Origin of the sequence: uncultured Cedecea sp., from assembly GCF_947498825.1 — a bacterium.
GTDB lineage: Bacteria > Pseudomonadota > Gammaproteobacteria > Enterobacterales > Enterobacteriaceae > JGM124.
Genome location: NZ_CANMLV010000009.1, coordinates 110,825 through 136,461, shown reverse-complemented (window position 1 = coordinate 136,461; position 25,637 = coordinate 110,825). Strand labels below are relative to the sequence as shown.

Annotated in this window: 23 protein-coding genes and 2 pseudogenes; 7 read left to right on the top strand and 18 right to left on the bottom strand. The window is 45.9% G+C overall.

Features of this window, described 5'->3' with window-relative positions:
* Nucleotides 1–10: 10 nt before the first annotated feature.
* Nucleotides 11–541, bottom strand: coding sequence for an RNA pyrophosphohydrolase (rppH, locus tag Q1A40_RS12050; RefSeq protein ID WP_300000385.1), 531 nt, complete (start codon nucleotides 539–541; stop codon nucleotides 11–13).
* Nucleotides 542–1,228: 687 nt separating this feature from the next.
* Here rppH and mutH point away from each other — a divergent pair.
* The 3 genes from mutH (at nucleotide 1,229) to Q1A40_RS12035 (ending at nucleotide 3,687) form a co-directional block, all read left to right on the top strand.
* Nucleotides 1,229–1,915, top strand: coding sequence for a DNA mismatch repair endonuclease MutH (gene mutH, locus Q1A40_RS12045; RefSeq protein ID WP_300000423.1), 687 nt, complete (start codon nucleotides 1,229–1,231; stop codon nucleotides 1,913–1,915).
* A gap of 277 nt (nucleotides 1,916–2,192) precedes the next feature.
* On the top strand, nucleotides 2,193–2,411 hold the full coding sequence (locus Q1A40_RS12040) for a YgdI/YgdR family lipoprotein (RefSeq protein WP_300000383.1): 219 nt from the start codon (nucleotides 2,193–2,195) through the stop codon (nucleotides 2,409–2,411).
* A gap of 232 nt (nucleotides 2,412–2,643) precedes the next feature.
* Nucleotides 2,644–3,687 (top strand): NADP(H)-dependent aldo-keto reductase, encoded by a 1,044-nt coding sequence (locus tag Q1A40_RS12035; RefSeq protein ID WP_300000381.1) that lies wholly within the window; start codon nucleotides 2,644–2,646, stop codon nucleotides 3,685–3,687.
* Nucleotides 3,688–3,733: 46 nt separating this feature from the next.
* Here Q1A40_RS12035 and lplT read toward each other — a convergent pair whose 3' ends face one another.
* The 5 genes and pseudogenes from lplT to Q1A40_RS12010 form a co-directional block, all read right to left on the bottom strand.
* Nucleotides 3,734–4,948 (bottom strand): lysophospholipid transporter LplT, encoded by a 1,215-nt coding sequence (gene lplT / locus Q1A40_RS12030; RefSeq protein ID WP_300000379.1) that lies wholly within the window; start codon nucleotides 4,946–4,948, stop codon nucleotides 3,734–3,736.
* A complete protein-coding gene (gene aas / locus Q1A40_RS12025) occupies nucleotides 4,941–7,100 on the bottom strand; it encodes a bifunctional acyl-ACP--phospholipid O-acyltransferase/long-chain-fatty-acid--ACP ligase (RefSeq protein WP_300000377.1) in 2,160 nt (719 codons plus the stop codon). Before aas ends, lplT begins: the two co-directional genes overlap by 8 nt.
* 20 nt (nucleotides 7,101–7,120) lie before the next feature.
* Nucleotides 7,121–7,306: a hypothetical protein gene (locus Q1A40_RS12020; RefSeq protein WP_300000375.1), complete on the bottom strand. Its 186-nt coding sequence runs from the start codon at nucleotides 7,304–7,306 to the stop codon at nucleotides 7,121–7,123.
* A 77-nt stretch (nucleotides 7,307–7,383) separates the two neighbouring features.
* Nucleotides 7,384–8,199: pseudogene (locus Q1A40_RS12015) on the bottom strand (RNA-guided endonuclease InsQ/TnpB family protein); the annotation flags it as partial.
* Between the two features lie 122 nt (nucleotides 8,200–8,321).
* Nucleotides 8,322–8,639 (bottom strand): annotated as a pseudogene (locus Q1A40_RS12010) (helix-turn-helix domain-containing protein); the annotation flags it as partial.
* Between the two features lie 515 nt (nucleotides 8,640–9,154).
* On the opposite strand from Q1A40_RS12010, the gene galR reads away from it, so the two are divergent.
* Entirely contained in the window at nucleotides 9,155–10,168 is a 1,014-nt protein-coding gene (galR, locus tag Q1A40_RS12005) for an HTH-type transcriptional regulator GalR (RefSeq protein WP_300000373.1), read from the top strand.
* Here the strand turns inward: galR and Q1A40_RS12000 are convergent.
* Together Q1A40_RS12000 and lysA are read right to left on the bottom strand one after the other, a co-directional pair.
* Complete coding sequence (locus tag Q1A40_RS12000) at nucleotides 10,110–10,610, bottom strand: GNAT family N-acetyltransferase (RefSeq protein ID WP_300000371.1); 501 nt, start codon at nucleotides 10,608–10,610, stop codon at nucleotides 10,110–10,112. The genes galR and Q1A40_RS12000 overlap by 59 nt on opposite strands.
* Before the next feature lie 75 nt (nucleotides 10,611–10,685).
* Nucleotides 10,686–11,948, bottom strand: a complete 1,263-nt coding sequence (lysA, locus tag Q1A40_RS11995; RefSeq protein WP_300000369.1) for a diaminopimelate decarboxylase — start codon at nucleotides 11,946–11,948, stop codon at nucleotides 10,686–10,688.
* 113 nt (nucleotides 11,949–12,061) lie between these two features.
* Here lysA and Q1A40_RS11990 point away from each other — a divergent pair, with 113 nt between their 5' ends.
* Nucleotides 12,062–12,997: a LysR family transcriptional regulator gene (locus Q1A40_RS11990; RefSeq protein ID WP_300000367.1), complete on the top strand. Its 936-nt coding sequence runs from the start codon at nucleotides 12,062–12,064 to the stop codon at nucleotides 12,995–12,997.
* Between the two features lie 270 nt (nucleotides 12,998–13,267).
* Here the strand turns inward: Q1A40_RS11990 and Q1A40_RS11985 are convergent, their stop codons facing one another.
* The 3 genes from Q1A40_RS11985 to kduD form a co-directional block, all read right to left on the bottom strand.
* A complete protein-coding gene (locus Q1A40_RS11985; RefSeq protein WP_300000365.1) occupies nucleotides 13,268–14,434 on the bottom strand; it encodes an MFS transporter in 1,167 nt (388 codons plus the stop codon).
* 194 nt (nucleotides 14,435–14,628) lie between these two features.
* Nucleotides 14,629–15,336 carry an amino acid racemase gene (locus Q1A40_RS11980; RefSeq protein ID WP_300000363.1) on the bottom strand — a complete coding sequence of 236 codons (708 nt, stop codon included), beginning with the start codon at nucleotides 15,334–15,336 and terminating at the stop codon, nucleotides 14,629–14,631.
* Between the two features lie 263 nt (nucleotides 15,337–15,599).
* Nucleotides 15,600–16,361, bottom strand: coding sequence for a 2-dehydro-3-deoxy-D-gluconate 5-dehydrogenase KduD (gene kduD, locus Q1A40_RS11975; protein WP_300000361.1), 762 nt, complete (start codon nucleotides 16,359–16,361; stop codon nucleotides 15,600–15,602).
* Between the two features lie 107 nt (nucleotides 16,362–16,468).
* Here kduD and Q1A40_RS11970 point away from each other — a divergent pair, with 107 nt between their 5' ends.
* Nucleotides 16,469–16,759: a hypothetical protein gene (locus Q1A40_RS11970; protein ID WP_300000360.1), complete on the top strand. Its 291-nt coding sequence runs from the start codon at nucleotides 16,469–16,471 to the stop codon at nucleotides 16,757–16,759.
* On the opposite strand, the gene Q1A40_RS11965 is transcribed toward Q1A40_RS11970, so the two are convergent.
* The 7 genes from Q1A40_RS11965 to Q1A40_RS11935 form a co-directional block, all read right to left on the bottom strand.
* On the bottom strand, nucleotides 16,713–18,215 hold the full coding sequence (locus Q1A40_RS11965) for a TolC family protein (protein ID WP_300000358.1): 1,503 nt from the start codon (nucleotides 18,213–18,215) through the stop codon (nucleotides 16,713–16,715). The two genes, Q1A40_RS11970 and Q1A40_RS11965, sit on opposite strands and share 47 nt — an antisense overlap.
* A complete protein-coding gene (locus tag Q1A40_RS11960; protein ID WP_300000356.1) occupies nucleotides 18,212–20,104 on the bottom strand; it encodes an FUSC family protein in 1,893 nt (630 codons plus the stop codon). The genes Q1A40_RS11965 and Q1A40_RS11960 overlap by 4 nt, the downstream gene beginning before the upstream one ends.
* The gene (gene mdtN, locus Q1A40_RS11955; protein ID WP_300000353.1) at nucleotides 20,088–21,137 is read right to left on the bottom strand and encodes a multidrug transporter subunit MdtN; all 1,050 of its coding nucleotides are present in this window, start codon (nucleotides 21,135–21,137) and stop codon (nucleotides 20,088–20,090) included. Before mdtN ends, Q1A40_RS11960 begins: the two co-directional genes overlap by 17 nt.
* A 3-nt stretch (nucleotides 21,138–21,140) precedes the next feature.
* On the bottom strand, nucleotides 21,141–21,458 hold the full coding sequence (locus Q1A40_RS11950) for a YtcA family lipoprotein (RefSeq protein ID WP_300000351.1): 318 nt from the start codon (nucleotides 21,456–21,458) through the stop codon (nucleotides 21,141–21,143).
* Between the two features lie 186 nt (nucleotides 21,459–21,644).
* The gene (locus tag Q1A40_RS11945) at nucleotides 21,645–23,096 is read right to left on the bottom strand and encodes an amidohydrolase family protein (RefSeq protein WP_300000349.1); all 1,452 of its coding nucleotides are present in this window, start codon (nucleotides 23,094–23,096) and stop codon (nucleotides 21,645–21,647) included.
* 281 nt (nucleotides 23,097–23,377) lie between these two features.
* The gene (locus Q1A40_RS11940) at nucleotides 23,378–23,866 is read right to left on the bottom strand and encodes a hypothetical protein (protein ID WP_300000347.1); all 489 of its coding nucleotides are present in this window, start codon (nucleotides 23,864–23,866) and stop codon (nucleotides 23,378–23,380) included.
* A complete protein-coding gene (locus Q1A40_RS11935; RefSeq protein WP_300000346.1) occupies nucleotides 23,850–24,647 on the bottom strand; it encodes a winged helix-turn-helix domain-containing protein in 798 nt (265 codons plus the stop codon). Before Q1A40_RS11935 ends, Q1A40_RS11940 begins: the two co-directional genes overlap by 17 nt.
* Nucleotides 24,648–25,103: 456 nt before the next feature.
* On the opposite strand from Q1A40_RS11935, the gene Q1A40_RS11930 reads away from it, so the two are divergent.
* Entirely contained in the window at nucleotides 25,104–25,586 is a 483-nt protein-coding gene (locus Q1A40_RS11930; RefSeq protein ID WP_300000344.1) for a helix-turn-helix transcriptional regulator, read from the top strand.
* The last annotated feature ends 51 nt before the right edge of the window (nucleotides 25,587–25,637 follow it).

Below are 25,637 nucleotides of genomic sequence, written 5' to 3'. Positions count from 1 at the left end.
TCGGCGTAACTTAACCTCTTTTACGTCGCCATACTGGCGCATTATTACGTGGTGGAGTCACTTCCTGCAGTGGCATAACAGAGCTGGAAAACTCTTTCATTACCCGCCGATAGACATCGCGTTTAAACGAAACGACTTGCCGTACCGGATACCAATAACTGACCCAGCGCCACCCATCAAACTCAGGTGTACTGCTGGTTTGCATATTGATCGCGGAGTCATTACTCACCAACTGCAAAAGAAACCATTTTTGTTTCTGGCCGATACAAACCGGCTTTGTGTCCCAACGCACCAGACGTTTGGGTAATTTGTAACGCAACCAATTTCGGGTCGAAGCAAGAATGCGCACATCTTTTCGCTGTAAACCGACCTCTTCGAAAAGCTCCCTGTACATTGCCTGTTCGGCTGACTCGCCGGAGTTAATGCCCCCCTGCGGAAATTGCCAGGAATGTTGACCAAAACGACGAGCCCACATCACCTGTCCTTGCCGATTACATATTACGATCCCAACGTTTGGGCGGTAGCCATCATCATCGATCACCGGACTACCCCAAAACAAACTTAGATTATGATGATTGTTTCATACAAGTGTCAGGCGGTAAACCACTCTATAAATATGCTGCAAACAGAATAACATTTGAATAACTCACAAAAAAACGCAAGGTTATAAACAGGGGGAGACGATTACATGGGGTTTTATTCACTTTTTCTGTGGATATAACTGTGCAGAACCCTAGAATTACATAGGGACAACTTTAAATGAGCTTAAAATTTCCTCGCGTAAAAAAAATAATAAACACATATAAATCATAACCATAAAAAACCAACGCAGTATAAAAAAACCAATATAGTGACACTAATCACATAGCATCACCACTGAGTGATGAAAGATCGTACAACGTTGTTTTTATCCACAGTTTGTGCCAACAAGTTAGGCAAATATTGCTGAAGTATTGTATTTTGTCCCTTCGTCAAGGCTGTAAATGAAACCAGTAGTCTGTCATTTTGTCAGTTATCCCATTTTTCTGTGGATAACTGGGTGTAAGATCCTGTTCATTGCCAGTGACCAGATTGGGAAAAGGTTTTGTTATCTTCCAAGAGCAACGCAGAAACAATAAAAAAAATTCTATAAATCATTATGTTGTCATTTATCTGTAGATAGTGTTTTATAGTCTGTCTATTGTGAATAACTTACGCTTATTTTTTGACCAGAAGTGTCATGTCCATCATGTTATCGATACAACCCTTTACTTCACCTCCAAACAGTGAAAATGCGCTGTTCCATCAAGCCCAGTCGATTGCGGGTTATACCCTGGGCGAACTGGCGGCCAAAGCTTGCATAACTATCCCCAATAATCTTAAGCGGGATAAAGGCTGGGTCGGTGGATTACTGGAATTATGGCTGGGAGCCAGCGCAGGCAGTAAACCTGAACAAGATTTTGCGGCCTTAGGTATTGAGCTAAAAACTATCCCTGTCGATGCGCTTGGCCGCCCGCTGGAAACCACTTTTGTCTGCGTCGCGCCACTGACTGGCAACAGTGGAGTCACCTGGGAAACCAGCCATGTCAGACATAAACTGAAACGCGTCTTATGGATACCCGTTGAAGGTGAACGCCAGATCCCGCTCGCTGAGCGTCATGTAGGTTCGCCTCTGTTATGGAGCCCTAATGCAGAAGAAGAGAAGCAGCTGTGTCAGGATTTCGAAGAACTGATGGATTTGATTGTGCTCGGGCACGTAGAACGCATTACGGCTCGTCACGGAGAAGTATTACAGTTACGCCCTAAGGCCGCCAACAGTCGCGTGCTTACTGAAGCCGTGGGGATCGATGGCAGTCCGATTCTGACCCTGCCTCGTGGGTTTTATCTGAAAAAAAACTTTACTGCCGCTTTACTCGCCAGGCATTTCTATTGCTAAGGTATTAGTACCTGTTTTTTCCCCCATTAAGCCGAGAAAAAGACAGGTGTCTGTACCCAAAATCATTCGAGTTGCTTGTAGGCTTCCAGTTCAGCCCGTCGATGAGTACAGATAAAGCTATGTGATTCGGGTGACTCGGCGGGCTGGACGCTGGCAACACCCAGGCAGCTTGAAATATGACGGAGATATACGTAATCAGAATTAACTGCTTTTCTTACTCGCTTTATTCTATTACTACTAGAGTAACAGGCTTTTAATTCCAGAAAGAGGCTTAAAAATGACAAAATGGGCAGTAGCAATCTCAGCCATTGGTCTGGTATTTGCTGTTTCAGGCTGTAGCAGTGATTATGTGATGGCAACTAAAGATGGCCGCATGATTCTGACCGAAGGTAAACCAAAAATCGACGATGAAACCGGACTGGTAAGCTATCAGGATACTGAAGGCAATGAAATTCAAATCAACCGCCAGGAAATTTCACAGATTATCAAACGTTAATCATACTCAATTCACCTTCAGAGACGTCGATGAACACAGACAGACTGTGTGATTCGGCGTGTTTTACACTCCAGCCCCCCATAGCTTGAAACACAAATACCGATAAAATCCGTTTTTTACAATGATCTCAATGTTTTCTTTCCTTGCCCCTTTTTCTTTGCTCCCGCCTCTGCCATGTTATAGGCCTTAGTCAGGGATATTTCCCGACCGTACACCATTAAGGAAGCTCACTATGCTCTATCATCGTATTCCCTGGAGCTCACTTGAAATAAGTACTTTGGGATTAGGCACCATGACATTTGGCGAGCAGAATAGCGAAGCAGATGCCCATGAACAACTCGATTATGCCGTCAGCCAGGGTATTAATTTAATTGATGTCGCAGAGATGTACCCTGTTCCTCCTCGGCCAGAAACCCAGGGACTCACAGAAACCTATGTCGGTAATTGGCTGAAAGCGCGCGGAAACAGAGAGAAGCTGGTTATTGCTTCAAAAGTAAGCGGCCCGCCACGAAATACCGATGCGGGCATCCGTCCTCACCAGGTCCTTGATCGTAAAAATATTCGCCAGGCACTCGATGCCAGCCTGAAGCGTTTACAGACAGATTATCTCGATCTTTATCAGGTTCACTGGCCCCAACGGCCGACCAACTGTTTTGGACAGCTGGGTTATACTTGGGCCGATACAACGACCTTTCCGGTGACGATTCTGGAAACACTGGAAGCACTGACAGAGTTACAGAGAGCAGGAAAAATCCGCTATATTGGTGTTTCCAATGAAACGCCGTTTGGCGTAATGCGCTATCTGAAGCTTGCTGAGAAACACGATTTACCACGCATTGTCACCATCCAGAACCCATACAGTTTGCTGAACAGAAGCTTTGAAGTAGGCTTGTCTGAAATCACTCAGTATGAAGGTGTCGAGCTACTGGCCTATTCTTGCCTGGCATTTGGAACTCTCAGTGGTAAGTATCTTAATGGTGCCCAGCCCGCTGGCGCACGTAACACATTATTCAGTCGCTTTACTCGCTACAGTGGTGAGCAGTCACAGAAAGCGATAGCCGCTTATGTTGATATCGCCAGACACCATAACCTGGATCCTGCACAAATGGCGCTTGCTTTTGTGCGTCGCCAACCCTTTGTTGCCAGTACCCTGCTGGGCGCAACAACGCTCGAACAACTGAAAAGTAATGTTGGAAGCTTACATCTTGAATTGAGTGAAGATGTGCTGAAAGAACTGGAAGCAGTACACCGCGTGTATACCTATCCCGCACCTTAAATCTCAGTAAAAAGACTACCCGTTTAATGGGTAGTCTTTGCGGCTATCAAAGGTATGCAGAACGTTTTTTCTGATTGTGTTGCCAGATCCATAACGCGGCAATCGCCAGGGCAAAAATCAAACCAAAGCCAATGCCTATCCCGACTGCAGGTAAACCCACTTTCACGGCCAGTGAATAAAGACCCAACATCAGTAACATGGCGGTATTTTCCCCCAAATTCTGAACAGCAATAGCATGGCCTGCTCCGACAGTTTCCTTCCCTTTTTCTTGTAACAGAGCGTTAAGCGGCACGACAAAGAATCCACCACATATCCCAATCAAGGTCAGAAGCAGGTAAGTGGGCAGTAATGACTGTTGTATTGCAAAGAAAGTGACGGCAATGCCCAGCAAAATGCCAGCAGGCATACAGCGCGCAACGCTCTTAAGCGTTACCAGTTTTGCCGCCAGCCCGGCTCCCACTACAATCCCGACGGCAACCATTGCATTAAGATAGGTCGGCGTAGCGTTATCGGTAATACCGAGTGCGACCGGCACCCACAGTACCAGTAAAAAACGCAGAGTCACTCCTGCTCCCCAGAACATGCTGGTTCCTACCAGGGTAAGTCGTGTTTCAGGGTTCTGCCACAATATACGACAGGCTCCGACAAAATGGCGGAACATTGCAGGAAGATGCCAGGACTCGCCGGAACGTGCCGGGGCAAGCTTAGGAATAAACAGGTTAGCAACCACTGCCGCAGCATAAACCGCCACGCAAACCAGTAATGCTGCAAACAGATTTAAATCAGCCAGTATGCCACCAATCACAGACCCTAACAGGATAGCGACGATCGTTGATGCTTCCATCAGCCCATTTGCTTTCACCAAATTAGGACCCGTCGTCAGTTCACCGAGAATACCGTATTTCGCCGGGGAATAAGTGGCAGCCCCAACGCCAACCAGGGTGTAACCAATAAAGGGATCAAGGCCAAAACAGATGCAGGCTGCACCGAGTAATTTCAGGCTGTTAGCCATCATCATTACTCGACCTTTAGAGAAACTATCCGCAACCTGACCAACAAATGGAGCAAATACAATATAGGCTCCAACAAATACCATCTGTAATATCGGCTGACTCCAGTCAGGATAAAATTGCTGTTTCAGCACCGCCAAGGTAACAAAAAGTAGCGCATTGTCACCAAATGCGGAGAGAAACTGAGCCCCCGTTACCGCCATCATGCCGCGAGAGCAAAGCGAGCTATCCTTAACCGTTGATTCAGCCATGTGTATTCTCCGCCTCATCAAGTTGCGCTTTCAGTGTGATAAAATCAGGCTTACCGCTGCCCAGCACCGGGATCTGTTTCAAAAAGCGAATATCACGCGGCACGGCAAGTTCCGGAATACCTTTGGCCCGGGCATAGCTTAGTAAAGCTTCGCGCTTTAGCTCAGCATCACTGGTAAAGAGCACCAATGCTTCGCCTTTCGCCGCATCCTGACGTACCACGGTGGCATGGAGTTTTTCAGGTGATACGCCAATTGCCATCTGCTCAACCATTTCCAGTGAGACCATTTCGCCTGCAATTTTCGCAAAACGCTTAGCGCGCCCCTGGATAATACAGTAGCCTTGTGAATCAAAAGTGACGATATCTCCCGTGTCATACCAACCGTTTTCTGACTCGCCATTCGCATTTTCCGCAACAGGAACTTCCAGCACGCCAGGATTTTCGACTCGCAGATAGCCATTCATAATATTTGGCCCTTTTAACTGCAACCGTCCCCCCTCTTCAATGCCTGGCACCGCCATTAAACGGGCATCCATAGCGGGTAAAATACGCCCGACAGTGCCTGTTTTACATGCCATTGGCACATTAATAGAGACGACCGGAGCACATTCCGTCACGCCATATCCTTCAAGAACTCGTAAGCCAAATTTTTCCTGCCACAGCTGCCGGGTGCTTTCCTGCAGTTTTTCAGCTCCGGCAACAACATAACGAATACGGAAAAAGTCATACGGATTGGCAAAACGGGCATAGTGGCCGAGGAAGGTAGAAGTACCAAACATCACGGTACAGTTGCGGTCATAAATCAGCTCAGGTACGACACGGTAATGCAGCGGACTGGGATAGAGGAATACCTCTGCCCCCGTAAAGAGAGGGGTAAATAAACCGACTGTCAGACCAAATGAATGGAACAAAGGTAAAGCAGACATAAAACGGTCATCAGCAGTAAAATCAGCGATAGTGCGAATTTGCTCTACGTTCGCCAGGATACTTTTATGACTATGCACCACGCCTTTTGGATGGCCTTCTGAACCAGAGGTAAAAAGAATGATAGCGGCCTGTTCCGGTTGCTGTTTGACTTGTGCCAGACGAGGCACAAACAGGTGAGCCAGAATCCAGAGTTTATCCCCTGTGGTTACGGTAGATTTTAAATCTTCTAAGAAAATCCAGCGGACTTGGGTTAATTGCTCAGGCAAGTGCCATAGTTTGCCCTTATCAAGAAATTGTCGTGAGGTGAAGACGGTCTTAATTTGTGCTGCAGTAATTGCACTCGTCAGGCCTTTAACGCCTGCACTGTAGTTCATCATTGCCGGAACACGGCCACGTAATGATGCCCCAAAGATAACCGCCGCACTGATAGCCGCATTAGGAAGCATCAGTCCGATACTTTCCCCTGGTGCACTGTATTTATCCAGAATTCGTCCAACAGAGAGGCTCTTTTTCAGTAACGAGCGGTAGCTGTCGGGCTTAAAATTAATATCTTCAATACAGTGCTTTCCGGCACCGTAGCGATATTTAGCCGCCAGCAGAGCTTCAAACAATGTTTCCCGTGGCCGCACCGCCATACGCGCTTCCATCATTATCTGATGCAGCATTTCTCCGGCAATTTTACGTCGCTCACGAGGACGGGGAGCGACCGGCATCTCAAGATTTGTAGGCGGCAGGACATGCAGGGTAATCCTGGGAAACAGCCGCTGTTTAACCAACCCCTTCAGTCGGCTAAAAAAGGTCAGTTCAGCTCCGTCAATTCTGACAGGAACGACGACCGCTTTTGATTTAGCGGCCACAAATCCTGCTCCGTCATAAATTTTCATCAGTGAGCCGCTCACCGAAATACGACCTTCAGGAAAAATTACGACAGGGCGCCCCTGTTCTACCAGACGTACCAAATGTTTGATAGCCAAAGGACGAGTTGGATCGAGCGGAACAAAATCGATAATCGATTTTAGCCAGCGCATATACCACTTTTCAGTAATAGCAGAGTACACCGCAAATACCGGGCGTACCGGTAAAAACAGGGCCAGCAGAATACCATCAATAAACGAGACATGGTTCGGTACAATCAGTACACGTGACTGTTTAAGGCTTTGCGTGTCGCCATAAAGGCGTACCCGGAAAAGTACGCGAAATACAGCGCGCAAAAATGTAAAGAACATGGAAACTCCCTTTATTATCGTTAGAGCCTGTCCCGCCTGGCATCATTGCTACTGCGATTTTGTCCACGAGCAGCGCGGAAGAACCCCGGCGTACCACCCGGTACGTGAGGATTCTGAGCACCACCCAGAGACAAAATGGCAAATAAAATAGCCTGCAAGGAGAGTCTTTGAGTCAGTAACAGCATTCGGCCCACAGAGTACACCATGTTTTACGCTCTCGAAAAAGGGACATTTGACACTCCCTTCCCTAAAGGAAGGGGATTCTTGTTTCGCGGAGTCGAACCTAAGCCGCATTAAGCGGTTCAGGATTTACAGACTCTCCACAAGCTAGCACGGTCAGCCCGACCGCTCTTATATTAATAGCCGCGTTAACGTCACGATCATGGTCTGTGCCGCATTCAGGACAGTGCCAATGTTCAGCGCCTTGCGGCAATGCTTTATATATATATCCGCAACAATGGCAACGTTTTGAGGACGGGAAAAAGCGGTCAATTCTGACCACGCTACGCCCTGCCCATTCGCCTTTATATTCAAGCTGGCGCATGAATTCACCCCAGCTCGCGTCTGCTATCGCTTTGGACAGTTTTGGGTTGCGGATCATGTTCTTTACTGCGAGGGATTCAGCGCAAACAACTTGGTTTTCGTTAATGAGTTTGCGGGATAGCCAGTGGAGGCGATCCGAACGACAATCGGCAATTTTAGCGTGAATACGGGCAACTTTTAAGCGGGCTTTGGCACGGTTCTTTGAGCCTTGCGCCTTTTTGCTTAAACGGCGCTGGAGTAGCGCAAGTTTAGCCGCGTATTTAGCGCTGTGACGGGGATTGTCGTATTTTTTCCCAGTATCAGTGATGAACAAATCTCTTAAACCAACATCAATGCCGACCATTTTCGAACTCATCGGCTGTGATGCAGGTTCAAAATCGCAGAGGCAGGACACGAAATATCGTCCGGCAGCATCTTTGGAAAGGGTTACAGTCGATGGCGTAGACGGTAATTCACGGCTCCAGCGTATGTCTAATGGCGCTTTGCTCTTTGCCATATACAACTTGCCGTCGCGGTATTTAAACGCGGCATCGGTGAGCGTGGCGGACTGTTTATACCCTAAATAATTCAAGTTGCTTGTAGGCGCAGAGTCAATCCTGGCGATGAGCATAGATAAACTATGTGATTCGGCAGGATTGACGAAGGTAACGCCCAAGCAACTTGAAGTATGACGGGTATATGACGCTTGCTTTTAAATGTCGGGTATTTGGCACGGCCTGCAAAGAAGTGAGAGAATCCGGTTTGTTGGTGGCGCAAGGCTTGCTGTAGAGGCACGCTAGAAACGTCATTGAGCCATGTAAATTCAGGTTCTTTTTTCAGTGCGGTTAATCGTGAACTGGCTTGTGTGTAACCTATTTTTTCCTGACGGTCATAATACGCGTCAGTACGCCAGCGAAGAATGCTGTTATAGACAAAACGCACACACCCGAACGTCTGAGCCAAAAGCTCAATCTGATCGGGTGTTGGATAGAATCTGTATTTGTATGCACGTTTTATGACTTACAGAATACACCATAAAATGTAAAATGCATTGAAGAAGATCAATAAATTGTTGGCTGGCAGGTCAACGGCACGCCTTATATCCCCGACCTAAAAGGACGGGGTTTTACGACGCTTCCCGATAAAAATAAAACGCAGAGCGGGGAATGCAGGCAAAAAAAAGCCTGCGCATCTGCGCAGGCTGGTGCAAATGAACTGTACTCAGTTGAGTATCAAGAATTCTCACCAATCAATACCTCTGGGATTTAAACTGTAGCAGTGGGATGCAGACTTCATCTATGGGTAAATAGAAACAGTGGGCTGCAAAATGTAAGCAAAGGTTTGCCTTGCAATATATTCTTGACGAGAAGCTAAAAAACAAACAAAAAAAGACTAATTATTGAACTTGTTTTTCTTTTATCATCTTAATACTGTGAATTATCAAGCAGCCTGAGGGTGAGTTTCTTGAAGTAAGGGACAATTTCCGCAACACTGGGCCTCAATGAAACATCTCGCGGATAAAAAGGTAGTTAATGGCGACAATTAAGGATGTAGCACAACTTGCCGGAGTCTCGGTCGCCACGGTCTCCCGTGTCATAAATCACTCACCGAAAGCCAGTGCTGCTTCTCGTGAGGCAGTTAATCATGCCATGAAGTCCTTGAACTATCATCCCAATGAGAATGCCCGTGCACTTGCTCAGCAAAATACTAAAACCATTGGACTGGTGGTGGGTGATGTCTCAGATCCATTTTTTGGTGCGATGGTAAAGGCAGTAGAACAGGTCTCTTACCATAGCGGTAATTTCTTGCTGATTGGCAATGGCTATCATAATGAACAAAAAGAGACTCAGGCGATTGAACAGCTTATACGTCATCGCTGTGCGGCCCTGGTAGTTCATGCCAAGAAAACGCCTGATGCCCGACTCATTCCCTTAATGGAACAAATACCTGGAATGGTATTGATTAATCGTATTCTTCCCGGTTTTGAACAACGTTGTATCGCACTTGATAATCGTTATGGTGCCTGGCTTGCAACACGACATCTTATTCAGCAAGGCCATCGCCAAATAGGCTATCTCTGTTCTAACCATAAAATCTCTGACGCCGAAGAACGTTTACAGGGCTATCTTGATGCCTTGCATGAACATCATATTGTTGCCGATGAGCGGCTGATAACCTACGGTGAGCCCGATGAGAGTGGCGGCGAACTGGCGATGACCGAACTATTAAGCCACGGTAAAAACTTTACTGCGATAGCTTGTTACAACGATTCGATGGCTGCGGGTGCCATGGGGGTATTAATCGATAATGGCCAGGATGTGCCGAATGCGGTTTCACTGATAGGTTTTGATGACATTTTAATTTCGCGTTATACACGTCCGCGCCTGACAACCGTCCGTTATCCGATAGTTAATATGGCAACACAAGCCGCTGAACTGGCACTCGCGCTGGCCGAAAATACGCCGTTACCGGAAGTGACGCATATGTTTACACCGACGCTGGTCCGTCGTCATTCAGTTCTGATGAACAATCACCACAAGCCGTAGTTCGCTGGTAAAGATGGACCTTATGCGACGGATAGTCCAGTCCGTCACCGATATAATACCAGCCAAACTGCTCGTAATAGTCTTTACAGGCTGAATAGAGATAGAGCGTTTCAAAACCACATTCACGCGCATAGTGAATAACATGGCGTTGCAGTTTTCCACCCAGTCCTTTGCCGCGCTGACTTTCATCAATATAAAGAGCTGCCAGCCAGGGCCAGAGATCCTGACGACTGATAAGATCACAGCGCCATAATCCCACAGTACCGAGTAATCTATCCCCCTCAAGGGCAATAAATGTCAGAGGAAGTGCCCCTTCTTTCTGGCTTGAAGCCACGACAGAAGCAAAAAAATCCCGGCTATCGGCGCTTCCAAACTCTTGCCATATCCAGTCAGTAACCTGTTCAGCGTGATGCGGAGCCTGATATAAGGGGATAATTTGCATAGTAGCCTCAAATAACGACTGGTAAAGGCATCTTTACCAGTCAGATAACAGAAGTGTAGCGGTATCTCGGGAAGATTACAGAATCTCTAGCGCCAGGAGCTCGGCAATAGTCTGGCGGCGGCGAATCAGGCGTGCCTGGCCGTTATCAAACAAGACTTCAGGTAATAATGGACGGGTATTGTAATTGGAAGACATCGATGCGCCATAAGCCCCGGTATCATGTAATACAAGGTAGTCACCGACTTCAACCGCAGGTAGCAGACGGGTCTCTACCTTACCGCCTTCTTGCTGGGTAAAAACATCGCCAGATTCACAAAGCGGACCCGCAACTACCGTTTCAACCAGTCCGGCAGACTCCAGGGAACGGCCATCATGAGGGAGTGCAGAAATATGATGATAGCTACCGTACATAGACGGACGCATTAAGTCATTAAATCCGGCGTCAATCAACACAAAGTGACGTGACCCCATCTCTTTGACTGCCCGAACCTGGGCAACCAACACACCTGATTCAGCAACCAGGAAGCGACCGGGTTCAATTTCCAGCTTGACTGGATGGCCCAAATGAGAAGCAATCACTTCCCTGGCAGCATTCCACAAACCAAAATAGTGTTGAGTATCAATAGTCTCATCACCAATATGATAAGGGATAGATAATCCACCACCTGCCGAGATAGCTTCCAGATCCTGACCAAAATCAATCACCTGGCTTACCATAGCTCCACAGACTTGTTCCAGATGCCCATAATCAACGCCAGAGCCGATATGCATATGCATACCAACTAACTGTAGCTGGTAACGTTGCATCACTTCTAAAGCCTGCGGCAGATCAGTGTGCCAGATACCGTGTTTACTGTTCTCACCACCCGTATTGGTTTTCTGGCTGTGACCATGGCCAAAACCTGGATTGATACGTAACCAGACCCGATGACCCGGTGATGCCGCTCCAAGCTGATGCAGCATATCAACAGAGCCAATATTGACGGCAATTTTATGCTCTGCGACCAGCGCCAACGTCGCGTCATCAATCACATCAGCAGTAAAAACGATATCGTCCGGGTTTTCTAAAGGCTGGTAGCCCGCGGCCAGAGCGCGTTCAATTTCCCCCTGAGAAACAGAGTCCACTTTAACGCCCTGCTCACGCATCAGTTTAAGGATATGAATATTTGAGCAGGCTTTCTGCGCAAAACGAATCACATCAAACTGACGTAATTGTTCAATTTGGTGGCGAATAATATCTGCATCATAAGCCCAGACCGGGCAGCCATATTCGCTTACCAGGGTCAGTAAACTCTGCGCATTCAGCGCTGTAGTGGTATCCGTCAACAGACGAGGCATAGTGAACTCCAATAAAAAATGGTTTTCAGTATTACGCCACAATTAATATACGATAAAAAATATCGTTTTCTTGTCAGTCTATTCAAATATGATATAGGCAAAAGGAGAACTCTATGCCAGCCATTACTCTGCGTCATATTGAAATATTTCGGGCCGTCATCACTGCGGGTAATCTGACCGAAGCCGCATCACTGCTGCACACTTCCCAGCCAACCATTAGCCGGGAACTGGCACGCTTTGAGAAACTCATTGATTTACAATTATTTGTACGTAGCCGGGGGCGTTTACATCCGACGGTGCAAGGATTGCGATTATTTGAGGAGGTACAACGATCCTGGTATGGCCTGGACCGTATTCTTAATGCGGCTGAAAGCCTGCGCGAGTTTCGTCAGGGCGAACTTTCTGTTGCCTGTTTACCAGTATTTTCTCAGTCATTTCTGCCGCACTTACTCCAGCCCTTTCTGAGCCGCTATCCTGACCTGAGTCTGAATATTATTCCCCAGGAATCGCCGCTGCTTGAAGAGTGGCTCTCTGCTCAAAGACATGATTTAGGTTTAACCGAAAATACCTTAACTCCTGCGGGAACTGAACGCCTGACCTTACTCACGCTCAATGAAGTCTGCGTTCTGCCTGCCGGGCATCGACTGGCGAGTAAAAAGGAACTGATCCCTCAGGACTTTGCAGCAGAAAATTATATCAGCTTGTCACCAACAGACAGCTACCGCCAGTTACTGGACTCGTTATTTCAGGAATTCAACATTAAAAGGCGTATGGTCGTTGAAACCCACAGCGCAGCGTCGGTATGTGCCATGGTCAAGGCGGGTGTAGGGATATCCATTGTTAATCCCCTGACAGCGCTGGACTATCAGAGACAGGGACTGGTAGTAAAACGTTTCAGTGAATCAGTTCCCTTCACGGTCAGTTTGATTCGTCCTCTACATCGCCCTGCCTCTGCGCTGGTTAATGCTTTTAGTGAGCACTTACAAAAATACAGTCATCAGTATTCTGATTCTCTTGATGCCCTGCTTGATGAAGAGAAAGAGCTATAGACATAGAATGAAGGCGATCGCCGGGATCATATTGCTGGTTAAACCGCGGTGCAGTCAGGATCGAGGGGTATGCTTCATCAATGAGGTCACTTCGTAACAGAAAAATGTCCGGAGCCATTAATGGCTGAATTGCTCCCTTTTTTACGGTAGTAAACGCCTGATCCCCTAATCAGACCAGAGTTTACCTTTCCTCTGACACGATATGGATGAGTACATCTAGCGGGCATTTATCCGTTAAATACCCGCTTAATGCGCCATCTGATAGAAAATTTACGACTCGGTTACGGGCCGGGTTTGACGCGTTGTACTATTAAAGGTTATCAGACAGACAATCAAGCCGATAATCGCCAGACCGGCTGCCGCAACGGGTACGACTGTCAGACCAAAACCACCCTCAATGACCACGCCCCCGACCCAGGCGCCGAGAGCATTGCCAACGTTAAAGGCAGCGATATTCAACGTTGAGACCAAATTAGGTGCATTTTTGCCATGGGCCAGGACATTAATTTGCAGCGCAGGTACAGTAGCAAAAGTCGCAACAGCCCATAAAAATAACGTAATTTCTGCAAGCCAAGTATCATGGCTGGTCCAGCGAAATAGCAGCGAAAACAGCGCAATAAGACTGAAACTCAACAGTAAACTGAATGAAACCCGCCAGTCGGCCAGTCGACCGCCGAGGATATTACCGATAGTCAGACCGCCACCAATCAAAAACAGTGTCCAGCTCACTCCTTCAGAGGTGATACCGGTAATATCTAACAGCATCGGGGCAATATAGCTGAATAAGGCAAACATCGCCGCGGCAAAAAAGACCGTCATACACAGAGATAACCAAAGCTTGCCATTCGCCAGCGCTTTAATCTCTGCTTTAATATCGGTATTTTCAGCATTCTTTTGTGTCGGCAAGCTGACTATCAGGCAGATAAAAGCCAGGATACCGATAGCCGCAACTCCCCAGAAGGTCGCTCGCCAGCCATATAGCTGACCAAAAGCGGTGCCTAACGGTACACCTAACACATTTGCCAGTGTCAGACCGGTAAACATCAACGCCACGGCTGAAGCTTTGCGTCCTTCCGGAACCAGACTCGCAGCGACCACAGCGCCAATACCAAAGAAGGCACCATGACAAAGGGCGGTAATAATACGCGCCAGCATCAGGAACTCGTAACTCAAGGCAATAGCACACAATGCATTACCGACAATAAAAATAATCATCAGTAGCGTTAATGATAACTTGCGTGGGAGACGTGCGGTAAGTAACGCCATAATCGGAGCGCCAATCGCCACTCCTAATGCATATCCACTGATTAACCAGCCCGCTGTCGGTATCGAAATACTCAGACTATCGGCCACCTCAGGCAGTAAACCCATAATAACAAACTCAGTGGTGCCAATGGCAAAGGCACTGATTGCCAGCGCCAGTAAAGAAACAGGCATAGAATTCCCCCGATTTCAGTCAATGAAAAAGCGGTAGTCTGATGCCTGTCCGCCTGGATTAAGATCTGCGTGTTTTAGCGCTTAACCCTTCTGCTCGCCCTGAATAACCGGCAAACAATGTTGCTAAAACGTGATTTTACTCACGGTTTTATAACACAGGTAGTATTGGTCAGGAAACTGATGACTGTAGTAAATCACCGTCGAGGTGACTCACTCAGCATAAAGTCGACCGCAGCCTGGGCATGAATGGCTGTGGTATCAAAAACCGGTATTGAGCAGTCATTTTGACTGAGCAACATCCCTATTTCAGTACAACCGAAAATAACCCCCTCGGCGCCTAACTCCTGCAACTCATTAATAATTTGCTGGTAGTAATGTTTTGATGCCGGATGAATAATGCCATGACAGAGTTCATCAAAGATAACCTGATTAATTTTCATACGCTGAATTTCATCGGGAATAAGTGAGGTTATATCGAAGGTATCTTTCAGTCGCCCACGATAGAAATCTTGCTCCATTGTATAACGGGTACCCAGCAGCGCGACTTGCCTTAACCCGGCATTATGAATCACCTGGCCAGTAGCATCGGCAATATGCAAAATAGGTAGCGAGCAGCGGGCTTCAATATGTGGAACAATTTTATGCATGGTATTAGTACACAGCATGATGCCATCAGCGCCTGCCTTTTCCAGCCCCAGAGCTGCATCAGCCAGTATCTCACCCGCTTTATCCCATGCACCTGTTACCTGGCATGCTTCTATTTCATAAAAATCAACGCTATGCAGTAAAATCTTCGCCGAATGCAGGCCACCTAAATGATTATTAATTCCTTGATTAATGAGTCGATAATATGGAATTGTTGATTCCCAGCTCATACCGCCTAACAGTCCGATTGTTTTCATCGTATTCACCTTTATTATGACGCGGTTTCTATACAAATTAAGAGGCTATCAAAGCACTTTCAGGCCTGCAATTACCTTGAACTAATTATTATCAGAGTTTTTATATATACCCAAAATAATTCGAGTTGCTTGTAGACAGCCAGTTCAGCCCGTCGATGAGCACAGATAAACTCTGTGATTCGGCGGGCCGGACGCAGGCAACACCCAGGCAACTTGAAGTATGACGGGTATAAGCATGCCTGTATTCAAGCGACGCTTTATTTTTAGCGAGATAACCAGCCACCATCAACAGCCACAGTATAACCATTAACATAGTCTGAGGCAGAAGAGGCAAGAAAGACCACTGGTCCTTTAAAATCAGAAGGTTTTCCCCAGCGTCCAGCCGGAATACGATCGAGAATTTCGCCGTTACGTTGCTCATCCTCACGCAGTTGTTGGGTATTATTAGTGGCAATATAACCTGGAGCAATGGCATTCACGTTGATACCGTGTTTTGCCCATTCGTTTGCCAGTAAACGTGTCACTCCCATAACGGCACTCTTGGAAGCAGTATAAGAAGGAACACGGACTCCTCCCTGGAAAGAGAGCATAGAAGCAATATTAATGATTTTTCCACCCGTTCCTTGGGCAATAAAATGTTTCGCCGCAGCCTGGGACATAAAGAAGACGGATTTAATATTCACATTCATTACGTCATCCCAGTCTTGCTCACTGAATTCTAACGCATCCTGACGACGAATCAGTCCGGCATTATTCACCAGAATATCGATATGGCCAAATTCAGCAACTGCGGCATCCAACAGCACCGAAATACCATCGATATGACTTAAGTCTGCTTTCAGACTCAGAAAACGACGCCCCAAAGCGGTAACTCGCTCAATGGTTTCTGTCGGCTCTGATCTATTCAGCCCGACAATATCACAACCCGCCTCAGCCAAACCAATAGCCATATCCTGGCCTAAGCCTGTGTTACAACCTGAAACTACCGCGACCTTACCCGCTAAAGAAAATGAATCCAGAATCATAAGAGTTTCCTTTGCTGGGCCTCTGTTTAAGGCCTTATCTGTGAGATGAAGAGACCGGATGACGCTCTATTATCTGACAATAAAATAACAAATAGAGATCAGTGAATATGAATGATATTTCTTTTGAAACTGCATTTCAATTAAACAGATCGGTTGTTTTATTTTTATTTCATGGTTTCTTTTTTGAGCTTTACACTTGCCATGTAAAGCAGAAAAAAGATGCTGATTCCCTTGGCAGAAACAGCCTTAACACATTAAAAAAGAAATTATTTATCAACTGGCTACAAATAACACATGAGGACCTGACTGAATGCCCTGCTTCAGCAAGAAACATTCAGCCAGGCTATCTGATTAGAGAACAGGTTGAGTCATCTCTCCCATCACAAACGCCAGATTAGCGACGGCAACCAACACGGATGTGCGGGCATCAATCTCAAGTTGTTGAGCCTGCAGTAGATTGTTCGCCGCTTCATTCACCAGCGTAATCGTGCCGACGCCGTGCTTATAGGCATCAAACGCAGCATCATAGGTGATTAAGGCCGTTTTAACTAAATTAGCTGCAGCGGTATTAGAGGCGATTGCTGATTCCAGGGCATCACCAGATACCACAATTTCTCGCGCCGCCATCTCACGCGTTTTTTCAAAAGTTTCGTGCGCACTGGCAGCACGAGACTGCGCTTCCTGGACACGTATCGCACGCATTCCGCCATCATATAAAGGCAAACTGATACCTAACAGAATATTTGATGATGAGGTTTGCGGTCCGATCGTTGGAAGCCCCTGAATATCAAAACGGGTACGTGCATGGGCCAGCCCACCCGCCATAACTATTTTTGGCATATAGCTGGCTTCTGCGGCGGTAATCCCTTCTTTCGCAGCCTGGGCCAGAGCATAGCTGGCCAGTACGTCCGGACGACGGGCAAGGGCCTGCTCTACCATCTTCTGGCTGGGATGAATCACTTTCAGCGAGGGGACTTTATATTCAGGGGTATCAACATCCAGTTTTGAGTTAGCAGGCAAACCGGTAGAAGCGAGTAAAGCCTGTTTAGCATCCCGTTGCAGACCTTGAGCAACAACACGATTAAGCTCCGCCTGAGCCACCAGCTGCGTCACTTGCGCCACTTCCAGCGAAGTACCGATACCCTGCTGCCTTTTCGCCTCGGCGGCTGCGAGAATATTTTTGCTGTTTTGCAGCATTTCTTCTGTTTTTTTGTAACGGGCCTGAGCGGCACCATATTGATAATAAGTCCGGGTAACATCATAAATGATTTTTTGATGTATACCGTTGAAACCAATATTAGCCGCGAATGATACCTGCTCGGCAGCATTGGTTAATGCCCTGCGCTGACCAAAATCAAACACCAACCACTGTAGTACTAACGCAGGGATCACCGCATGAGTATTGGTTTCCAGATTATTGTGCCCAAGCACGCCCAACGATAAGGGGGTGCGAGTATGTTGATAACCACCTATCACATTGGCTGAAATCATCGGCAAGAATAATGTTTCACTTAAGCCCACCGCTAAAGCAGCCTGACGCGCTTGCTGCCAGGCGATTCGCGTATCCGGATTTTCTAACTGAGCAATATTAATGAGTTCCGGCAGTGAGTAAGCATGGTTTTGCTTAATTTGGGGTGAGACTGGACTCTCCAGGATCTGTTTATTTTCAGGGACTGAAAATGAATCGGCCACCGCCTGACTTGTTTGCCCTGAAGGCTGCCAGGGGGTCGAAGGTGACGCGGGGGCACGTTCTGACGAGTCTGCCACACAGGCACTCAGCAGCGAAGCAATGATGATTATCAGCAGTCTCTTTGCGGTTATTTTTTTATCCATATGCACCATGGGTCCCTTCATTTTAGAAGCCCCTCAAGTCTGGTTAAACTGCGTTTCAGGGCATCTTGCACAACCAAAGGTTCAGGCGGAAATTCAGCATCGACCACTCCGGTATTTTCGTTTTTTTCCAGTGATACCGACTGACTTATGCACAACGCTTTTAGTCTCTCTTTATCGGCCTCGTCCCTCGCCATCGGTAAGAATAGCGCCCGACAAGTCACGTCTATTTCCAGTAATATTTTCGTTAACCGCTGATATTCCTCGGTTGATGGACGTAAGTTTTTAGGTTCAAAAGGAACTAAGCGGAGTGATTCTATTGTTCTGGCAATTGACTGTTCGATACGGGCGGCCTGCAAGGTTACCTGCATTCTGGCCTGTAACGGTAATTCAGAAAGAATTGATAAATCTTTTAAGTTGTTTCGAATACTGGAACGGACGGAGTCAACAATACCCACCGGCCATAGATGGGTGAAGATAACATAAATAACCACATTTCCCAGCAAGATACCAAGAATACGCCCGGTTGCAACATCCAAATCATCACTGGGAGCAAAGCCGTGTAACACCGTCAGCAGAAAAGCCAGCCCAACCTGAATTCCGGCGTACGCAATGCGCTCATTTCCGGTTGAGATCCAAGCCGAAAGAAGCAGTGCGATAAAGACTAAAATCATTAACTGACCAATATCATCCATACCGGGAACAATAAAGATAAGCGATAACATTCCCATCGTGGCACCAATCAGGCATCCGGTAATGCGTAGTACTAACTTATGTACCGTCTCTCCCGTCGTACCAAGCACCGCAACATAGCAGGTTATCATGGCGGTATGAATGCTCTGCCAGTCAAGCAGGGTATAGGTGAGATAACAAATCACACTTGCCAGGGTGGTTTTTAAGGCAAAATAACGGTGAACCGGATTGGTCAGTGCATCCGGTGCGAAGAAAGGCGTTTTTATCCCTGCTGGCAGGGGCTTATCATCAGGTGTCGCAAATGCAATTAAAGCATCAGCAATCTCGTTATTCAGCTCCTGAGACGACCACTCGGGCAAAGCGGGCATACGTTTCACTGCCAGTTGTTGTGCTGCACTGCTGCACCAGTCGGCCATTTTCAGACGTATCGGCTCAGGTAACGTTTCGGCCAGTTCAGAGACTGCCATTAATACCCGATAACTGTTAATTACCGCCGCCGGCAGCCACTTATTTTCAGCGCCTCGTCCAAGATGAAATACCTTCACAAACATCGCTCGCTGTGCCAGGTCATTCTGATCATCCAGTAACTGCAAGCGTACTTGTCTTATCTGAGTGACATCCGGATCGCGCAATGCAGCAGCAGCAATTTGCAAACGTTCCGTCAGGCTTTCATAAACCAGCATCACCGGTGAACGGCCAAAAAGATAGTTAAAGATAAACAACAGTAGCATCGGTGAGGCAGTCATCAACCAGGCATAAAGTATTGCCCGGGTTGCTATTTCACCGGTAGGCGCAAAGCCAATCAGCCCCATAATAAAAGCGATAACCAAGGCGATAATACTGCCGACTTCTCCCAGCTGACTTGCCGAACCTAGCCATAAAAAGAAAAAGGAGCTGGCTATCAATATTGTCATGCGCAGAGGACCATATTCGAGGGTCATCGGCAGAATCAAAATAATTAAGCCCACGACAATAGTAACCAGTATGATAATAGCCACCGCCATTATCATACTGGTTACTGCATCTGGCTTCATGATGAACAAAATAAGATAACAACTGATAGCAGACTCAGGAATACCGTAGAACATCGCGACAAAGCTCATCAGCGCCGTTAAGGCACCAATGCGCCATGCCATTGCAAAGCGGCCAGGAAAATAGCGCAGATCCGCCTTGACCTGGCGAAACATAGAGTGGCCCAGATTATCAGCAATCATTGTCATTTCGCACAATAGCGACAGCCGTTGCCCCCACCCGCATTAAGTCAGGCGGCGGATTATCCAGCACAATTCTTACCGGGAAACGTTGTTCCACACGCACCCAATTCAATGATTTAGGTACATAAGGTAAGCTACGCGGGATATTCAGCTGATCTTCTGACATCACGCCCCAACCAATGCCTTGTACTCGCCCTTTCATGGTTCTACTGCGATCGGCCAGAACATACACCATGGCACAATTGCCAATTTTGATATGCTGAAGCTCGGTTTCCCTATAGTAAGCCGCAGCATGCCATTGCTGTGTATCAATCAAAGTGAAGATAGCCTGATCCGGCACCACAAACTCACCCGAAGAGGTTCTGAGTCCAACGATCAGTCCATCATGGGGGGCGCGTATTTCAGTATGAGCCAGCATTCTTTCTGCTATCGCCAGCGCAGCACGACGGGCACTGACCAAAGCTTCGGTACTGTCGGTATTACTGACTAAAGCTTCGGCTGCTACCGATTGCTTTAATGCCTGCTGTAACATTACCTCAGCATTACGTTTTATCGTCGTGGCATCATCCACTTGTTGCTTGGTCACATAGCCTTTTGCTTCAAGCGGCTGCAGACGAGCCAGCGTCTGGGTTGCCAGCTGCAAATTGGTACGCGCTGCCGTTATCTGATCATTAGTGATACCCGAATTAGATTGTTCAGCAATCACGGTACGATGCTGTGTATCCATAGCGGCTTCCGCTATTTTCAAGTCAGCGCGTGCCTGTTCGACTTGCAGTTGGTAGATATAGGGGTCAATAGTAAATAACAGATCGCCTTTTTTAACCCGGCTATTTTCCACAACATTAATGGACGCGATACGTCCAGGAATTTCACTGCTGATCCTCACAACATTGCTACCGATAACCGCATCTTCCGACATCGGATTGTGCGCACTTTGTCTCAAAATAAACCATCCTGAGATAATAGCGGCGAGAACAATGATAATGCCAATAGCAATAGCTATTTTAGATTTCGACCCTGATGAATGAGTATTGTCCATTTTTTAGCCCATAAAGAAGAGCAAAGCCGAGATGAATGACACCGTAAGCATCAGACAAAGATAAACCAGCAAACGCAGAGGCATGACATCGTCAATACCGGTTTTAATAAATATGATCCGTACGATGATAGCAACCACCAAGCCTACTGCCGCACAGACCATCCAGTAAGGAATAAAGGATCCAAGGAGCGTAAAGGCCGGAGCCCCGACCTGCACACATCCTGTCAGCACTAAGGTACTGATAGTCACCAGGATTAACGGGTGATGACGCAGTGAGTTTCTGAGCAGTGCTGAAAAACACGGCCTCAGAAACTCCATCATCTTATGTTCCATTATTTCAACTCCCTGAATAACATCTGTAATTTTTAGCCTGCGACTGAGTATATCCGTCATAGCTCAAGTTGCATTTGTGTTGACGGCATTTGCGCACCCAAATCACTGACTCTCGTGGGTTCGTCAGGCACCCTTCTCTGCCGCCTTACTGCAACTTGAATTATTTTGGCTATATCACAGGGTATATTTAAAAATAGCCCCTTCTTTCATAATCAGTTTGAAAGATTCTTCTGGTTGGGAAATTAAATCTATATTTTCTAAAGGATCGCCTGCGACAATAATCATATCAGCAAATGCGCCCTCCGCAATCACTCCCAGCTGCCCTGGATAAGGATTACGCGGACCCGACATTGCACAAAGTTCAGCGTTCGTACTGGTCGCCATTTTCAGGATTTCCAACGGCGAGTACCAACGTTTAAGTTTCGCTAACTGTGCTCCCTGTCGTGTCGCCAGATGCTCATTGAACAGAGTATCGGTTCCCCAGGCGGTTTTAATTTTATGTTTTTTCGCCAACTGATAAGCATTGTCAGTACCTTCTGACATGACTCGCTGCTTTGCCTGCGAAGCGGGAGTCGCTGTTGGTACCGCATCTTCATCATTCAAAAACGGCTGCAAGCTCCACCACAACGACTTATCAGCAATAATTTTAACCGTTTCTTCATCGAGCATTTGTCCATGCTCAATGCATTTTACACCGCCTTCAATAGCCATTTGTACTGCACGCGGCGTGTAAGCATGAACAGTCACATAAGTGCCAAAATTTTCCGCAGCGCTAACCGCAGCACGGATCTCTGCAACAGACCCCTCGGTCACATCTATTCCATCATACAGCGATGAGACGCCCCCCCCGGCCATATATTTGATTTGCGAGGCCCCTCTCATCAACTGCTCGCGGGCTTTCAGTAAGACATTGTCTGCCCCATCTGCCAGAGCGGTCATGCCAATCTGTTCGATATAGCTGAGTGTCCCCGCAACACGTGGAACTTCATGCAGAAGACGAAAATCGCCATGCCCACCCGTTTGTGAAATAAAAGCGCCTGAAGGATAAATTCTTGGCCCGACGGCTACCTGCTCATCAATCGCACGCTTCAAACCAAATACCGGCCCCCCCATATCCCTGACGGTAGTAAAGCCGCGCAGTAATGTTGCCTGTGCCTCGGCGATAGCCAGTGCCTGAATATAGTTAAAATCGGCGGTCATCGCCGTCATCATTGACGGACGAGCCATAATGGCATGCCAGTGGGCATCAATCAGCCCGGGCATTAATACTCCTCCCTGACCATCAATAACCTCAGCATTTTCAGGTAATGCTGTTTCGGCAGGTAATAGCGCACTGATTTTATTGCCTTCAACAATGACTTGTAAGCCATCTCTGAGTTTGTCAGAAACGCCATCAAATACCCGCACATTGATAAAGACTTTCACGGACCCTGTTGCTTCGGTGTTCTGACCCTTTGCTGATATCGCACCGGGAATAGCCATTTTAACCGCTGCAGAACTGATTGGCGGCGCCTTAATCGCTTCCCTAGTCAGGACGGTATTAATACGCTGAAATGCCTTGCTATGGCACAAACAAGGTTCATCATGCTCGTGGCTGTGGAGGTGATTCGCAGCAGTATTTGACATCAGGCTGAACTCCTTATGGCATTGATTTTAAAATTATCGTTCACTTGATAATAGCCCACTGGTACAACCCATGATTATCTTACTCTGGCACATAATGCCATTACTACTATAGAAGCTGTCGGGATGATGTCTACCAATAGAGAACAGACATTCTGACATATAGAGGGTAGAAAAATTTTAATTTTATGGTGGCAGACCTGGAACAATATTCAGGTAACAGCTAATTTATCCTGGCGTATTGTTACAGAAAAAACCATGTGCAATCCGTCATTTTTCTGAATTCAACTAACGATACAGACAAAGACAGGGGAATGAAGATTATCAATAATATAGCTATTTTCCATTTTAGTCATTCGCAAATAACGTCCCTCTTTCTGCGTGGCACTAAAAAACAAGCTGTTCATTAATGTTTCATCAACACTCTCATAATTACGCCGTGAAGTTTTTATATCTGTGAGATGATAGACTGTTCCCCCTTCCCTTTGATGGATAAAATGATAAGTCCTTGCCACATCGAATGTTTCACCTTGAGAATAGACCTTCCCTGAAATATCAAAAATCCCTCGACCATCTCTCTGCAACTGTAAAAAAATATTTAATTTCGCGATAAATTCGGGTTTGTTATATTTCATTTGAAATGATGTCGCACAGTGAAAATAAACGTCCCCCTCCATTTGTTTTTTAGATGCAGAGAACAAAAAAATCAATAAAGCGATCACTACGAAGCCAACCAATAGAAATATTTTTTTATCATTAATCATTCGTATCATAGTCAGCACCATAAAAATTAATGCAAGATGTTATCAATCCCATTTTTGGGTCTTTCATCGCACAGTCAGCTAAAAAGACACGCCCCCGCTGGTGATAAATGACATCCTCTGAAAAGTAAATATAATACTGAATTTCATTTCCACAAGACCTGCCACGCATAGCTAAAATATGCTTAGTAATTTCTATACTTCTTGCTTTAAGATTATCTGCAACGGGCTTTAGAGATACAACAGGACATGTATCAATCATTCCCACAGGATAGCTTTTTTGAGTAGTGGTATAAATATCCTCATCGCTGTCCTTAGGGTGAAAAATATAAAACAGTAGCCCGGATAAAAATAAAACCACAATAAATAAAAAAACATACTGGTAAGTTCGCAGCCCATCACGGCGCTCTTCCAAAGGCGTTGCTGACACAATAGGAACAATCTCAGATTCCATTCTGCTCACTGTTGAAATGACAATGGCACCTGAGATAGAGAACCCGACTCTAGGAATAGTTGCAATAATTTCATCTTCCAGCCCTAAGGCTCTGAACATCTGACGAAGATCAGAGATATACTTATTTAAGCTATTTGTTGACGCCCGTAGCCCATGCGCTTCCCAGACCTGACTGAGAATATCGTCTTTAGTCACATTTTCCCCATGTTTTTCAACTAAAAACAATAGGAGACGAGACATCGTTACCGTCAAAGTAACGACTGTATGCGGCTCATGAGTTTGCTCAAGAGTATAGTCAGCCGGATCAAACCGGATTGCATTCTGAATAATGTAGTGCACTCTATAATCCTTGTGTGAAGCTGCTGAACAAGCAGCTAGACAGCCTTATTATAGCCAAATATCAACTTAAAATAAAAAATTTTAAAACAAGAAGTCTTGGCATAAAACTCTATAAAAATATTATAAAAACTTATAAATCAGAATTTAAATCCGTATTAATGGTTAAAATCAATACAAATAGCCAAAAAATTATCGAGGCAATATAATTTATACGAAATCAAGAAATGCATATAATCCAGCTATGTTAGTAATGACTCAAGAGCTGATTAACTACATGCAGTCTTTGATTAAAAAGAAAGAGTCAGGCTATCACTCAACAGTCACTTGAGAGTTTATTTAAGTACCGACGATAGTATTTAAATAAACGCTCAAAATAAATTGCCCTTCAATTTATGGGGGATGCGTGAGCTATTGCCTTAAATCCAAGTGTAAAATGAAAAGGATTAAATAATAGATATGAAAAAATCCGTTTGTTCAAATGATAACTTTTTCATTTTTGGATTAAAAAACCTACTAAGCAAAGAGTTCGTAAACGATTACTTCACTATTCTTGATCTCGATCATATCTCTAAAGATGACATGCATGAAATTATAAGCAGAGATAAAGAAATTATTGCCTTTGCCTCTAACGATCTGTCCTCTTTAAGTGCTGATAGTTTTGGTAAAATACCTGTCCTGGATAAAAGATCCAGTCTCAAAGATATTCTTAGTTATTTTATGCTTAAGAATGAAAGTGGTATTTATCGCTCAAGTATGGCGTTGACTAAAAGAGAAAAGGAAATACTGACCCTGTTACATAAGGGATTTAGCCATGAGAGAATATCAAAACAGCTGAACATTAAAAGTAAAACGATGTATACCTATAGACGTAATCTTATGAAGAAATTAGGTTGTGAAAATAGAATTGATTTTCAAAAATTACTTCTGCAAACAAAATAGATAAGAATAATACAGTAACGTCGCTCGACAGGCTGTATACAGATAATTTTT

Excerpts from the sequence above, each read along its gene's own strand:
- Q1A40_RS11950 (WP_300000351.1), bottom strand. The coding sequence starts at position 21,458 with ATGATGGAGTTTCTGAGGCCGTGTTTTTCAGCACTGCTCAGAAACTCA.
- lysA (WP_300000369.1), bottom strand. The coding sequence starts at position 11,948 with ATGCCTCGTCTGTTGACGGATACCACTACAGCGCTGAATGCGCAGAGT.
- kduD (WP_300000361.1), bottom strand. The coding sequence starts at position 16,361 with ATGATTCTGGATTCATTTTCTTTAGCGGGTAAGGTCGCGGTAGTTTCA.
- Q1A40_RS11970 (WP_300000360.1), top strand. The coding sequence starts at position 16,469 with ATGAATGATATTTCTTTTGAAACTGCATTTCAATTAAACAGATCGGTT.
- mdtN (WP_300000353.1), bottom strand. The coding sequence starts at position 21,137 with ATGGACAATACTCATTCATCAGGGTCGAAATCTAAAATAGCTATTGCT.
- Q1A40_RS11965 (WP_300000358.1), bottom strand. The coding sequence starts at position 18,215 with ATGAAGGGACCCATGGTGCATATGGATAAAAAAATAACCGCAAAGAGA.
- Q1A40_RS12020 (WP_300000375.1), bottom strand. The coding sequence starts at position 7,306 with ATGGTGTACTCTGTGGGCCGAATGCTGTTACTGACTCAAAGACTCTCC.
- Q1A40_RS11980 (WP_300000363.1), bottom strand. The coding sequence starts at position 15,336 with ATGAAAACAATCGGACTGTTAGGCGGTATGAGCTGGGAATCAACAATT.
- mutH (WP_300000423.1), top strand. The coding sequence starts at position 1,229 with ATGTTATCGATACAACCCTTTACTTCACCTCCAAACAGTGAAAATGCG.
- Q1A40_RS11945 (WP_300000349.1), bottom strand. The coding sequence starts at position 23,096 with ATGTCAAATACTGCTGCGAATCACCTCCACAGCCACGAGCATGATGAA.
- Q1A40_RS12035 (WP_300000381.1), top strand. The coding sequence starts at position 2,644 with ATGCTCTATCATCGTATTCCCTGGAGCTCACTTGAAATAAGTACTTTG.
- aas (WP_300000377.1), bottom strand. The coding sequence starts at position 7,100 with ATGTTCTTTACATTTTTGCGCGCTGTATTTCGCGTACTTTTCCGGGTA.
- Q1A40_RS11960 (WP_300000356.1), bottom strand. The coding sequence starts at position 20,104 with ATGACAATGATTGCTGATAATCTGGGCCACTCTATGTTTCGCCAGGTC.
- Q1A40_RS11985 (WP_300000365.1), bottom strand. The coding sequence starts at position 14,434 with ATGCCTGTTTCTTTACTGGCGCTGGCAATCAGTGCCTTTGCCATTGGC.
- Q1A40_RS11940 (WP_300000347.1), bottom strand. The coding sequence starts at position 23,866 with ATGATACGAATGATTAATGATAAAAAAATATTTCTATTGGTTGGCTTC.
- Q1A40_RS11990 (WP_300000367.1), top strand. The coding sequence starts at position 12,062 with ATGCCAGCCATTACTCTGCGTCATATTGAAATATTTCGGGCCGTCATC.
- Q1A40_RS11930 (WP_300000344.1), top strand. The coding sequence starts at position 25,104 with ATGAAAAAATCCGTTTGTTCAAATGATAACTTTTTCATTTTTGGATTA.
- lplT (WP_300000379.1), bottom strand. The coding sequence starts at position 4,948 with ATGGCTGAATCAACGGTTAAGGATAGCTCGCTTTGCTCTCGCGGCATG.
- Q1A40_RS12000 (WP_300000371.1), bottom strand. The coding sequence starts at position 10,610 with ATGCAAATTATCCCCTTATATCAGGCTCCGCATCACGCTGAACAGGTT.
- galR (WP_300000373.1), top strand. The coding sequence starts at position 9,155 with ATGGCGACAATTAAGGATGTAGCACAACTTGCCGGAGTCTCGGTCGCC.
- Q1A40_RS12040 (WP_300000383.1), top strand. The coding sequence starts at position 2,193 with ATGACAAAATGGGCAGTAGCAATCTCAGCCATTGGTCTGGTATTTGCT.